The following is an 11,921-nucleotide window of genomic DNA, read 5'->3' on the forward strand; positions in this document are numbered from 1 at the left end:
CTCCTCCCCCCGGTGCCCGCGCCCGGGGAGACGGCCCCACCCCTCGCGCTGGTGATCTTCGATTGCGACGGGGTGCTCGTGGACAGCGAGCCGATCAGCCTGGCGCGCCTCACCGCCGGGCTCAACCGCATCGGCGTGCCCATCGACGTCGAGACCGTGCGGGCGCGCTTCGCCGGCACCTCGATGGTCTCGATCATGGGTCATATCGCGCAGGATTACGGGATCACGGCGCCGGAGGGCTTCGTCGAGGCCGTGAAGGCGGACACGCTGCGCGCCTTCGACACGGAGCTGCGGGCGGTCGCGGGCGTCGCCGCGGCGGTCGCCGCCCTGGGGCTGCCGTCCTGCGTCGCGTCCAGCAGCGACCCCGTGCGCCTGCGCCACTCCCTGGGACTGACGGGGCTGCTGCCGCTGTTCGAGGGGCGGATCTACTCCTCGACCCTGGTGGCGAGGGGCAAGCCGGCGCCGGACCTGTTCCTCCACGCCGCCGCCGCGATGGGCGTCGCCCCCGAGGCCTGCCTCGTCATCGAGGACAGCGTGCCCGGCGTCACGGCGGCCCGCGCCGCCGGCATGCGCGTCGTCGGCTTCAGCGGCGGCGGGCACTGGCAGCACGACCCGGCGGCGGCGGACCTGACCCGCGCCGGCGCGTCCCGGATCTTCCGCGATTACCGGGACCTCGCCGCCGTCATCGCCGCCGCCTGACCCGGGTCTGCGAAGGCAGCGCGCGCGCCGGGCACCGGGCGGGGCCGTTTCTGCCACGGAGTGTATCGCATTCGGAAGATCGATCCGTTGACGAACCGCAACGGGATGAGCATCTTCGAGAGGTTCGGCGATGCCCCTGGGTGTCGTCGCACCGCGGTGATTTGAAGTGTGTAGCTTGCGCCGCGTCACCAAACGCTAAAGCACCGCGATGCGCTCGCGCCTCGTGGTCCTTCTTGGAAAGGATGACTTGCCGTGACTGTCTGCACTGTCCGCTTCCAGCGGGGCGATGCCCCGAGTCTCCGGTCCCAACACGGCTGTTGTCGACGCTGACCATCCCGTCGCGTCCCACCGTTCGTCTCGTGCCGGCCCAGCGCCGGCCCCCGGAGTCCTTGTCATGCCACCTCTTCAGATCGAGGCCGAGCGGGCGCTGAATCGCCTGCCCGCGGCCCCCAGCCTCGCGGAGCATCGGGCGGAGCGCGCCCGCAACCCCTTCCAGGCCGAGCCCGCCCCGCCGCGGATCATCGAGATCGGCGAGATCACCGCCGGCATCGCCGTTCCGGAACCCGGCGGCGTGCGCTTCTTCGCGTCGAGCCGCGACTTCGCCCCCCTCGACGGGACGGTCTACCGCAGCGTCGAGCAGGCGGCCCGCGCCGCCCGGGACCGGTTCCGCAACCGGACCCGTCCCGGCACCGGCGCGCGGGCGCCCCGGCTTCAGGCGATCTGACGGGTTCGGTTTCTCGCCTCAGACCGGCCAGGCCGCCCCGCGATAGGCCCCGTCCCAGAACAGGTATTCGAGGCGGGTGGCCTGGGTGTAGGCGCGGTGCATCCGGGCCCGGACCTCCGGCGAGGCGCCCTGGGCCGCCTCGTCGGTCGCCGCGATCATGGCGGCGACCGCCTGCGCGAAGTCCTCGCCCGCATAGGTGTCGATCCAGGCCCGGTAGGGATTGTCGGCCTGCGCCCGGGAAAAGATGTCCCGGCCGATCTCGGCATAGATCCAGAAGCAGGGCAGTAGCGCGCCGAGCACCACCTCGTAGGGCTCCGCATAGGCGGTGGCGACGAGGTAGGCGACGTAGTGGTCGCAGGGCGGCGAGAGCGGGGTCCCGGCGAAGGTCGCGGCGTCGATCCCGTAATCGCGGAAGAAGCCGCCGTGGAGGGAGCGCTCCACCACGATGGCGGTCTCGGCCGCCCGGGCGAACTGCACCATCCGGTCGGGGTTCGGCGCCTTGGCGGCGGCCAGCGCCAGGGCGCGGCCGAAGCCCACGAGGTAGTGGGCGTCCTGCACGATGTAGTGGATGAAGCGCGCCTGCGCGAGGCTGCCGGCGGCGAGCTCGGCATTGAACGGCATGGTGCGGATGGCCTCGTAGGCCTCCGCGTTGCGCGCCCAGGCCTCCGCCGAGAAAGCCTCTACCGAGAAAGCCTCCGCCGAAAAAGCCTCCGTCATGCCCGGCTCTCCCGCTCGAACGACAGGGTGACCCCGTGGCGCGCGCGGGCCCCCGGTGCCAGCAGGCGCTGGGAATCCCGGTCCGTGAGGTCGCCCGCGAAGCCGGCCCAGTCGGCGTGGCCGGTCCAGCACTCCAGCGACAGGAAGGGGGCCGTCGGCTTGGTCCAGACCGCGAGGTGGGGGAAGTCCGACACCGCCAGGCGGATCGCCGCGCCGTCGGGCCCGGTGAAGCGCATCCAGCGGCTCGCCGCATCCCGGAAGACCAGGGCCTCGGTGAACAGGTCCGGATCGAGGGGGAGGGTGTCGCCCTCCAGGGGAATCGGCCGCTCGTCGCGCAGGAGCAGGCCGCCCGCCCCGACCTCGGGGGCGAAGGGGCGCTCCGGGTGCTCGAACCGGACGGCGTAGCCGCCCCCGGCCGCGCGGGTGCCGCCCGCGAAGGGCCAGGGGAAGGCCGGGTGGAAGCCGAGTCCGTAGGGCAGGGGCACGGTGTCGGTGTTCTCGATCCAGATCTCGAGATCGAGGCGTCCGGGGTCGACCCGGGCGGTGATGTCGAGGCGGAAGGCGTAGGGGTAGTGCACCCGCGTCTCGGCGCTGTCGGCGAGGCGCAGCGCGACGCTGTCGCCGGACCGCTCGATCACGGTGAACGGCAGGTCGCGGGCAAAGCCGTGCTGCGGCATCGGGTAGGCCGCGTCGCCGACATGGACCGTGCCGTCGGTGGAGGCGCCGACCACCGGGAAGAGCCACGGGGCGTGCCGGTTCCAGTGCGCGGGATCGCCGCTCCAGAGATACTCGCGGCCGCCCACCTGCCAGGAGACGGGCTCCGCCCCGTCGGCGTCGATGACCGCCTGCGTGCCGTCGCCGGCCGTGATCGTGATCCGTTCGCCCATCGGTGTCCTGTCGTCCGGCTGGCCGCCCCCGCGGTGGGGGCGGCGGGAGAGGTCCTCAGCGCGCCTTCAGCACCGCCCGGCAGGCGGCGGGAAGGGCCGCCATCGTCATCGGCGGCTTCGGGCGCGGCGGCTTCGTCGCGGGCTTCGGATTCATGATCGCGTCGCTGAACCAGTAGGCCAGCTCCTCGCCGCAGCCGTCGCCGGCGGGCGGCGGGGCCTGGTCGCCGCACTGGTCCTGGCCCGCCGGGCAGGAGAGCCGGATGTGATAGTGATAGTTGTGCCCGTACATCGGCCGCACCTTCGAGAGCCAGGCGCGGTCGCCGCCGGCCTCCCGGCACAGGGCCTTCTTGATCGCCGGGTTGACGAAGATGCGCGCCACCTCGCGCTCCTGCGCCGTCATCCGGATCAGCTTGAGGTGCTCGGGGGTCCAGACCTGCGGGTCGATGTCGAGGCGGTCGGGGCGGACCACGTTGGTGGCGGAGGTCTCCTCGCGCTCGACCCGGCTCATGCGGTGGTCCGGCATCGGGGTCAGCCAGATGTCGGCGTCGAGGCCGAGCTGGTGCGAGGCGTGGCCGGTGAGCATCGGGCCGCCGCGGGGCTGGGACATGTCGCCGACGAGGAGGCCGTTCCAGCCGATGCGGGGCGCCTTGGCGGCCAGGCGCTCCAGGAACTCGACGAGGGGCGGGGTGCCCCACATCCGGTTGCGCGACAGGCGCATCACCTGCCAGTTCGGCCCGTCGACGGCCAGCGCCTCGCCGCCCGAGAAGCAGCCCTTGGCATAGGAGCCGTAGGCATGGGCGGGGCCGGAGGCCGGGGTGGTGGCGCGGCCGAACAGGGCTTTCGCCGGCGTGTCCGGCGCGTCCGGGTTGGCCAGCGGCGGCAGGGGCTTCGGGTTGACGGTGCCCCGGTCCTGGGCCGCAGCGGGCAGGCCGAGACAGGAGCCGAGGAGCAGGAACGTCGCGAGGCGGAGGCGAAGGGTCAGCGGAGGGCTCCCGGGATCGCGTCCCCGCCGGGCGGGGCGCCGAGGATCGTCTGAGGCGAAGGTTCTGGGTCTCGCGCCCACGCTAGTCCATCGGGGATCGCCCCGTCGAGGGTCCGCGGTGCCGCCCTATTCCACCGGCGCCACGGCGATCCGGATCGTGTCGGCGGGCGCACCGCTGACCAGGAGGGTGATCGGCGCGGTGCCGAGCTGGAACCGCACGCTCTTGGCGAGCATCGGGCAACCGGGGCGCATCGTGCTGGCGGTCGGTGGCCGCGGGGTCTTGCCGTCCTGGCTCACGTCGATCCAGGCCCGGTCCGACAGGGTGACCTGGTAGGCGCCCGGGGCCAGGGGCGCCTCGAGGTGCAGCACGCCGCCATGGGAGCCGGGCTTCGGCTCCCGCGAGGGCGCGAAGGGCGGGGCGACCGCGTCCTGCGGCTTCAGGACGAGGATCGCGGCCGGCATCGCGGCCGCGAGGGTGCCGCCGGAGTCCAGCCGCGGCAGGCTCGCGGCCGAGAACCAGGCCTGCTCGCGCAGGAGCGACCAGTCGAACTGCGTGCAGGCCGCCGGGTCCGCGGCCGGCGACGCGCCGGACTCGCGGGCGGGCTGCGCCTGCCCCCCTTCGGCGGACAGCGCCAGGAGAGAGGCGGAGAGCGCGATCGCGGCGAGCCGGCGCATCGGCCTCAATCCACCGCGACCAGGACGTCGGAAGACTTCACCACGGCATAAGCCTCGCCGCCCACGGTCAACTTCAGGCTGTCGACGGATTCGTTGGTGATCGAGGCGGTGACCAGCTGGCCGCCGGCGATCTCGATCTTCACGTGGGCCGTGGTGGCCCCCTTCTCGACCGAGACGACCTTGCCCTTGAGGACGTTGCGTGCGCTGATCTTCATGACGATGGGTTCCCTCCACTTGGCCCGGCCCGGACAATGGGCCGGCGCGGCGGGACGATGCCGTTCGCGCCGGCGCGGTGCAACCCGTCCGGATGCAACCCAGTACCCGAGCCCACGCGACCGTGATCGGGCTTACGGGGCTTCGTCCGCCTCCTCCTCGTCCGGCGCGGTCTCCTCCTCCGAGACCCGGCGGCGCGAGCCCCACGCCGCGAGGGCGGCGTTGAGGTCGTCGAGGATGAAGTGGCGGGCGCTGTCGCGGTCGTAGCCGTCCGCCAGCAGGTCGTCGTACTCGGTGAAGACGTGGCGGGCATAGGCCACGAGGGCGAGCCAGGCCGCGTTGTCCGGGCGCGCGTTGCGCAGGCCCGGGCTCGCCAGGGCGCGATCGATCACCGCCTCGGTCTCGAATTCGGGCAGGCGCGGAGCCACCTGCGCCAGGGCTGCCGCCACCGCCTCGCGCCGGTTCATCGCCCGTCCTCCGTCATCGCCGCCCTCCGCCCGATCCGAGTCGGGCCGGCACGAGGTGCGCGACCGCGGCGCAAAAGTCCACGACCGACGCCCCACGTCGTCGCAGGCGCCAACGGCCGCATGAACCTCCGCCCGGGGCGACGGCATCGAGAGGTTGACAAGCTCTCGGCGCGCTCGCGTTGCCTGATCTGTGCCGGAATGGGATTTTGTCTGCGCCGACACCGGTCGCTCATCCGCAGAGACCACGTAGAGGAAGCGCCACGACTGCCTGATGCTTTGTCGTGAATTGTTCGATAATGTTTTGCTGTCAAATGTTGAGGGTCGGGCTCGGATGCCGGACCGCGCACCAGGTTGACGGACCCGCTCGTGACCCAGGACAATTCCGTTCTCATCGTTTCGGACAGGCCGCAACTGGCGGCCCTGCTCTGCCGCGCGGTCGAGAACGTGGTCACCTGCCGCTGCATCGAGCCCCGCGAGGCCCTGCCGGCGGTGCTGCCCCTCGTCGCCGTGGTCGACATCAGCGGCGACGCGCGCCTGGCCGCCGCCTGGATCGCCCGGCTCCACGGCTCCCGGGTCGCGAGCCTGCAGCTCACCAACCAGCCCCCCGCCGCGCGCGGCCGGTCCGCCGTCGCCACCCGAACCCTGCCGGCGGATGCGCCCCGCACGGCGGTCCTCGCCACCCTCTTCGCCCTCGTGGACACCTGGCAGGCCGCCCGCCGGAGCGCCGTCGCCGCTCCCGCCCGGAAGGTCCGGGACATCGCGGAGCGGGCGCGGGCCGCCGTCAGCCTGGTGGCGGGCGCCTTCGAGGCGGCCGAGGCCGGCCGTCCCGTGAGTGCGGAGGGCGTCGACGCCGGCACCGAGCTGATCCTGGCGGCCGTCTCCGAGTCCGGCATCCGCACCTGGCTCGAGATCATCCAGAGCCACGACCAGCAGCTCTACCAGCACTCCCTCAGCGTCGCCGGCTACGCCGCCGCCTTCGGGGCCGGCCTGCGGCTCGCCCGCGCCGACCAGAAGCGCCTGGCGCGCGCCGCCCTCCTGCACGATGTCGGCAAGGCGAAGATCCCCCTGGCGATCCTGAACAAGCCCGGCCGCCTCACCGCGGAGGAGATGGCGGTGATGCGCACCCATCCGGCCATCGGCGCCGACCTCCTCGCCGCCCAGGGCGGGTTCGACGCCGCGACCCTCGCGGTGGTGCGCTCGCACCACGAGATGCTCGACGGCAGCGGCTATCCCGACCGCCTCGCGGGGGCGGCGATCCCGGACCTCGTGCGCCTCGTCACCATCTGCGACATCCACTCGGCCCTGACCGAGCGGCGCCCCTATCGCGATCCGCTGCCCCACGGGGACGCCCATGCCCTGATGCAGGGCATGCTGCCCAAGCTCGATGCCGACCTCCTGGCGGCGTTCCGCCGGGTCGTGCTGCAGGGCACGCTCGACGACGCGGTCGTCTGAGGCGCGAGCCCGGGCGCCGTCCGGCCGGACGAGGCCCGGCAGCGTCCGGCACGCGGAATCGCGGCACGATAATGCCTGTCGAACGGGATCATCTCCCGGCGGCGCACACCCCGGAGAGATCCTCTCCGCGGTGACACGCATTCAAAAGAACGTTTCATTGATTCTCGTGCGGGCAACGGGCACGTTTTCGTCAGAACGACGTCACGGAAAACCCGTGGCAACGCCCGTTTACCAGAGCAAAGATCTCTAGAACTGCCAGTGTTGACCGACGCTCGTCTTGGGCGATGGCGCAGTCACGTCTGGAGATCTTGGCGCATACGAAAGTCACCCTATGTCGCTGCCCCGCATCGTCGGTTTCACCGCCAATCTCCAGCGCCCCTCGAAGACCCGGGCGCTGGCCGAGTCCCTGGCCGAGGCGGTGGGCACGCACCTGCGCGCCGAGATCCGCCTGTTCGACATGGTGGATGCCGGCCCGGGGCTCGGCGCCGCTTGGTCGCGGGACCTACTGCCGCTGCCGGCCCGCCGCATCGTCGAGGCCATCGAGGGCGCCGACGCGCTCATCGTCGGCTCGCCGGTCTACAAGGGGGCCTATACGGGGCTGTTCAAGCACCTGTTCGACTTCGTCGATCCGGCGGCCCTCGTGGGCAAGCCCGTGATCCTCTCGGCCACCGGCGGCGGCCCGCGCCACGCCCTGGTGGTCGAGCATGCCCTGCGTCCGCTCTTCGGGTTCTTCAGCGCCCACACCATCCCCAGCGCGGTCTACGGCTCGGACGGGGATTTTCGCGACGGCGTCCTCGTCGACCCGGGCGTGAAGGCGCGCATCGCCGACGCGGCGAGCCAGCTCGCGGAGCTGCTCCAGGCCCGGGCCGTCCGGATCGCCGCACCGGAGGCCGCGGCTCCGGTCGCCGCCTTCGCCAGCGCCGGCTGAGGGCGCCCCGCCGATGCTGTCCCGACGCACCCTCCTGGCCGGCGCCCTGGCGGCCGGCCTGCCCGTCCCAATCCTGACCAGGAAGGCCCTGGCCGGGGAGGCCGGCACCTTCCGGATCGGCTACCAGAAGAACGGCATCCTCGTCGTCGCCAAGCAGCAGGGCAGCATCGAGCGGGCGCTGAAGCCCCTGGGCGTGGCCGTGCGCTGGACCGAGTTCTCGTTCGGTCCCCCCGTCCTCGAAGCCCTCGGCGTCGGCGCCATCGATTTCGGCCAGACCGGCGCGCCGCCCCCCGTCTTCGCCCAGGCCGCCGGCAACACCCTGCTCTACGTGGCGGCCCAGGATGCGGGGGGCTCCGGCGAGGCGATCCTCGTGCCGCAGGGCTCGCCCCTGACGACGCTCGCCGACCTCAAGGGCAAGCGCGTCGCCTTCGCCAAGGGATCGAGCGCCCATTACCTCGTCGTCCGCGCCCTGGAGAAGGCGGGGCTGGCCTATACGGACATCGAGCCCGTGACCCTGGCGCCCGCCGATGCGGCGGCGGCCTTCGCGCGGGGCGCCGTCGACGCCTGGGCGATCTGGGACCCGTACTTCGCCATCGCCGAGCGCCAGCCCGGCACCCGCATCCTGGCCAGCGCCGTCGAGATCGAGAAACCCACCAACTTCTTCCTCGGCAACCGCGACTTCACGAACGCCAACGCCCCCGTGGTGCAGGCGGCGGTCGGCGCCCTGGCCGAGGTGGCCGCCTGGTGCGAGGCCCATCGCCCGGAGGTCGCCGCCCTGCTCGCGAAGGGCACCGGCGTGCCCCTCGACGCGACCCGGCGCGCCGTCGACCGCAGCGTCTACGTCATCGCGCCGCTCACCGAGGCGGTCATCGCCGGCCAGCAGCGCGTGGCCGACCGCTTCCAGGCGCTGGGCCTGATCGCCAACCCCATCCGCATCCGCGAGGCCGTGTGGACGCCGCCCGCGCCGCCGGCGAGCAAGGGCTGACACCCGATGACCCCCTCCGTCCGCACCCGCACCCTCGAGCGCCTGACGCCCTGGCTCGTGCCCGCCGCGATCCTGCTCGGCTGGCAGGCCGCCGCGTCGACGGGCCTCGTCTCCACCCGGTTCATGCCCGCCCCCTCGGGGGTCGTCGCGGCCGGCTGGCAGGCGGCCCGCAGCGGCGAGCTCTGGAGCAACCTCTCGATCAGCTTCGCCCGGGCGGCCGTCGGCTTCCTGATCGGCGGCGGCATCGGCTTCGCCCTCGGCCTCGCCAACGGCCTGTCGCGGCTCTCCGAGCGCCTCACCGACACCACGCTGCAGATGATCCGCAACATCCCGCACCTGTCGCTGATCCCCCTGGTGATCCTGTGGTTCGGCATCGACGAGGGGGCCAAGCTCTTCCTCGTGGCCATCGGGGTGTTCTTCCCCGTCTACGCCAACACGCTGCACGGCATCCGCTCGGTGGACCCGCAGCTCGTTGAGATGGGCCGGGTCTACGGCATGTCGCCCGCCACCCTGTTCCGGCGCGTGGTCCTGCCGGGTGCGCTGCCCTCGATCTTCGTGGGCCTGCGCTACGCCCTCGGCATCATGTGGCTGACGCTCATCGTGGCCGAGACGATCTCGGCCTCCTCCGGCCTCGGCTACATGGCGATGCAGGCCCGCGAGTTCATGCTGGTGGACGTCGTGGTGCTGGCGATCGTGATCTATGCCGGCCTCGGCAAGGCCGCCGACGCCGTGACCCGGCTGCTGGAGCGCCGGTTCCTGGCCTGGAACCCGGCCTACCGGAACGCCTGACGCGCGCCCTTCGACGAGCGCCGGCACGGGGCCAGCCCGGCGGCGCTCGCACCGATCCCCCTCTTCCCTCCGACGGTCCGTCCCATGCTCGCCACCGCCCTTCGCGTCCCCGAGGACGCCCAGACCCGCGATCCGAAACCGCGCGAGGTCGCCGCCTCCAGGGCGCCGGCCCGCGCCGCGCCGCCCTCCGCCGCGGGCATCGGCGTCACCCTGCGCGACCTGCGCAAGGACTTCGACGGCCACACGGTGATCGAGGGCCTCGACCTGCACATCCCGGCCGGGCAGTTCGTGGCCGTGGTCGGGCGCTCGGGCTGCGGCAAGAGCACCCTGCTGCGCCTGATCCTTGGCCTGGAGCAGGCGAGCGCCGGCCGGATCGCCCTCGAAACCCGGGCGGTGCGGACCCCGCCGAAGCGGATCATGTTCCAGGAGCCGCGCCTGCTGCCCTGGGCCCGGGTCGTCGACAACGTGGCGGTGGGCCTCGGCGAGGGCGGCTCCCGGGCGGAGCGCCGCGCCCGGGCCGAGGCGGCGCTGGCCGAGGTCGGCCTCACCGAGAAGGCCGGAAACTGGCCCGCGACCCTGTCGGGCGGCCAGCGCCAGCGGGTGGCGCTGGCCCGCGCCCTCGTCAGCCGCCCCGGGCTGCTCGCCCTCGACGAGCCGCTCGGCGCCCTCGACGCCCTGACCCGCATCGACATGCAGGCGATGATCGAGCGGATCTGGCGGGCGCAGGGGTTCACCGCGATCCTCGTCACCCACGACGTCGCCGAAGCCGTGGCGATGGCCGACCGCATCCTCGTGGTGGAGGCCGGCCGCATCGCCCTCGACGTCGCCGTGGACGTGCCGCGCCCGCGCCGGCGGGGCGATGCCGACCTCGCGGCCCTGGAAGGCCGCATCCTCGACCACCTGTTGTCCGAGCGCGCGCCGTCCTGAGCGCGGCTTCCAGCTTCAAGAAAGAGTTCCCATGACCGGACAGACCGACGTTCTCTGGTTCCTCCCCACCCACGGCGACGGCCGCTACCTCGGCGCCCAGGACGGCGCCCGCGACGTCTCGCTCGCCTATCTGCGCCAGATCGCCCAGGCCGCGGACGCGCTCGGCTACTACGGCGTGCTCCTGCCCACGGGGCGCTCCTGCGAGGATTCCTGGGTGGTGGCCTCGGCGCTGGCGCCCCTGACGAAGCGCCTGCGCTTCCTCGTGGCCGTCCGCCCCGGCCTGCAGGAGCCCGCCGTGGCGGCCCGCATGGCCGCGACCCTCGACCGGATCTCGGACGGGCGCCTGCTCATCAACGTCGTCACGGGCGGCGACCCGGTGGAGCTGCGCGGCGACGGCGTCTTCCTCGACCACGACGAGCGCTACGTCGTGACGGACGAGTTCCTGCACATCTGGCGCGGGCTGATGTCGGGCGAGACGGTCAGCTACGAAGGCAAGCACCTCCGGGTGGAGGAGGGCCGGGTGATCTTCCCGCCCGTGCAGGCCCCCTATCCGCCGCTGTATTTCGGCGGCTCCTCGCCGGCCGGCATCGACGTCGCCGCCGAGCATTGCGAGGTCTACCTGACCTGGGGCGAGCCCCCGGCCGGGGTCGCCGAGAAGATCGCGCGCGCCAGGGAAGCCGCCGACCGCAAGGGCAAGACGTTCTCCTACGGCATCCGCCTGCACGTCATCGTGCGCGAGACGGAAGGGGAGGCCTGGGCGGCCGCCGAGTCCCTGATCTCGCGCCTCGACAACGCGACCATCGCCAAGGCGCAGGCCACCCTGAAGCGCCAGGATTCCGTCGGTCAGAGCCGCATGATGGCCCTGCACGGGGGCGACCGCACCAAGCTCGAGGTCTCGCCGAACCTCTGGGCCGGGGTCGGCCTGGTGCGCGGCGGCGCCGGCACCGCCCTGGTCGGCTCGGCAGACCAGGTTGCCGACCGGATGAAGGAGTACATCGACCTCGGCATCGACCGCTTCATCCTCTCGGGCTACCCGCACCTGGAGGAGGCCTACCGCTTCGCCGAGCTGGTCTTCCCCAAGCTCCCCTTGCGCGCCACCACCGGCGTGGCGGCCACGAACGCCCGCAACAACGGCCCGTTCGGCGAGGTCATCGCCAACGACATCGTCCCGAGCCGCCGCATCGCGGCGCATTGAGGGGGCGACGTCCGCGGGCGACGAGAGCCTGGCGGACACGAGAGCCACCGTGATTCCGGGGCGCCGCGGGCGAGCCCGGACCCGAAGGGGCGCGCCGGAGGCGTGCAATCCAGAGCCGCGACAGCGTCGAATGCTGCGCCCTCCGTGTTTCTGGATCCCGGGCTCCGCTGCGCGGCCCCGGGATGACGGAGCGCGGAGGGACGCCGAGCGGCTGGGTTCATCCTTCGAAGATCGCGCCAGAGCATCCCCGCCCGAAGGAGCCCCCCATGCCCGCCGCCACC

14 protein-coding genes are annotated in these 11,921 nt (G+C 72.9%); 8 read left to right on the top strand and 6 right to left on the bottom strand.

Features of this window, described 5'->3' with window-relative positions:
- Positions 1-12 precede the first annotated feature (12 nt).
- Both AC0IY1_RS24950 and AC0IY1_RS24955 read left to right on the top strand, forming a co-directional pair.
- Positions 13-699, top strand: coding sequence for an HAD family hydrolase (locus tag AC0IY1_RS24950; protein WP_471773273.1), 687 nt, complete (start codon positions 13-15; stop codon positions 697-699).
- 394 nt (positions 700-1,093) lie between these two features.
- On the top strand, positions 1,094-1,423 hold the full coding sequence (locus AC0IY1_RS24955) for a hypothetical protein (protein WP_471773251.1): 330 nt from the start codon (positions 1,094-1,096) through the stop codon (positions 1,421-1,423).
- 18 nt (positions 1,424-1,441) lie between these two features.
- On the opposite strand, the gene AC0IY1_RS24960 is transcribed toward AC0IY1_RS24955, so the two are convergent.
- The 6 genes from AC0IY1_RS24960 to AC0IY1_RS24985 form a co-directional block, all read right to left on the bottom strand.
- On the bottom strand, positions 1,442-2,140 hold the full coding sequence (locus tag AC0IY1_RS24960; protein ID WP_471773253.1) for a TenA family protein: 699 nt from the start codon (positions 2,138-2,140) through the stop codon (positions 1,442-1,444).
- Positions 2,137-3,027: an aldose 1-epimerase family protein gene (locus AC0IY1_RS24965; RefSeq protein WP_471773255.1), complete on the bottom strand. Its 891-nt coding sequence runs from the start codon at positions 3,025-3,027 to the stop codon at positions 2,137-2,139. Before AC0IY1_RS24965 ends, AC0IY1_RS24960 begins: the two co-directional genes overlap by 4 nt.
- Before the next feature lie 55 nt (positions 3,028-3,082).
- On the bottom strand, positions 3,083-4,009 hold the full coding sequence (mepA, locus tag AC0IY1_RS24970; protein ID WP_055948657.1) for a penicillin-insensitive murein endopeptidase: 927 nt from the start codon (positions 4,007-4,009) through the stop codon (positions 3,083-3,085).
- Between the two features lie 126 nt (positions 4,010-4,135).
- Positions 4,136-4,684, bottom strand: a complete 549-nt coding sequence (locus tag AC0IY1_RS24975; RefSeq protein WP_471773257.1) for a hypothetical protein — start codon at positions 4,682-4,684, stop codon at positions 4,136-4,138.
- 5 nt (positions 4,685-4,689) lie between these two features.
- Entirely contained in the window at positions 4,690-4,899 is a 210-nt protein-coding gene (locus AC0IY1_RS24980; protein ID WP_055948660.1) for a TOBE domain-containing protein, read from the bottom strand.
- Between the two features lie 132 nt (positions 4,900-5,031).
- Positions 5,032-5,364, bottom strand: a complete 333-nt coding sequence (locus AC0IY1_RS24985; protein ID WP_471773259.1) for a DUF2293 domain-containing protein — start codon at positions 5,362-5,364, stop codon at positions 5,032-5,034.
- Positions 5,365-5,715: 351 nt separating this feature from the next.
- Here AC0IY1_RS24985 and AC0IY1_RS24990 point away from each other — a divergent pair, with 351 nt between their 5' ends.
- The 6 genes from AC0IY1_RS24990 (at position 5,716) to ssuD (ending at position 11,640) form a co-directional block, all read left to right on the top strand.
- Entirely contained in the window at positions 5,716-6,816 is a 1,101-nt protein-coding gene (locus tag AC0IY1_RS24990) for an HD-GYP domain-containing protein (protein WP_471773261.1), read from the top strand.
- A gap of 331 nt (positions 6,817-7,147) precedes the next feature.
- Positions 7,148-7,744 (top strand): FMN reductase, encoded by a 597-nt coding sequence (gene msuE, locus AC0IY1_RS24995; protein ID WP_471773263.1) that lies wholly within the window; start codon positions 7,148-7,150, stop codon positions 7,742-7,744.
- A gap of 13 nt (positions 7,745-7,757) precedes the next feature.
- Entirely contained in the window at positions 7,758-8,729 is a 972-nt protein-coding gene (locus tag AC0IY1_RS25000; protein WP_471773265.1) for an aliphatic sulfonate ABC transporter substrate-binding protein, read from the top strand.
- A gap of 6 nt (positions 8,730-8,735) precedes the next feature.
- A complete protein-coding gene (gene ssuC, locus AC0IY1_RS25005) occupies positions 8,736-9,518 on the top strand; it encodes an aliphatic sulfonate ABC transporter permease SsuC (RefSeq protein WP_471773267.1) in 783 nt (260 codons plus the stop codon).
- An 84-nt stretch (positions 9,519-9,602) separates the two neighbouring features.
- Complete coding sequence (locus AC0IY1_RS25010) at positions 9,603-10,445, top strand: ATP-binding cassette domain-containing protein (RefSeq protein ID WP_471773269.1); 843 nt, start codon at positions 9,603-9,605, stop codon at positions 10,443-10,445.
- Positions 10,446-10,476: 31 nt separating this feature from the next.
- Positions 10,477-11,640 (top strand): FMNH2-dependent alkanesulfonate monooxygenase, encoded by a 1,164-nt coding sequence (ssuD, locus tag AC0IY1_RS25015; RefSeq protein WP_471773271.1) that lies wholly within the window; start codon positions 10,477-10,479, stop codon positions 11,638-11,640.
- Positions 11,641-11,921 lie beyond the last annotated feature (281 nt).

The sequence above is a fragment of the Methylobacterium sp. AC690 genome, from assembly GCF_979256535.1.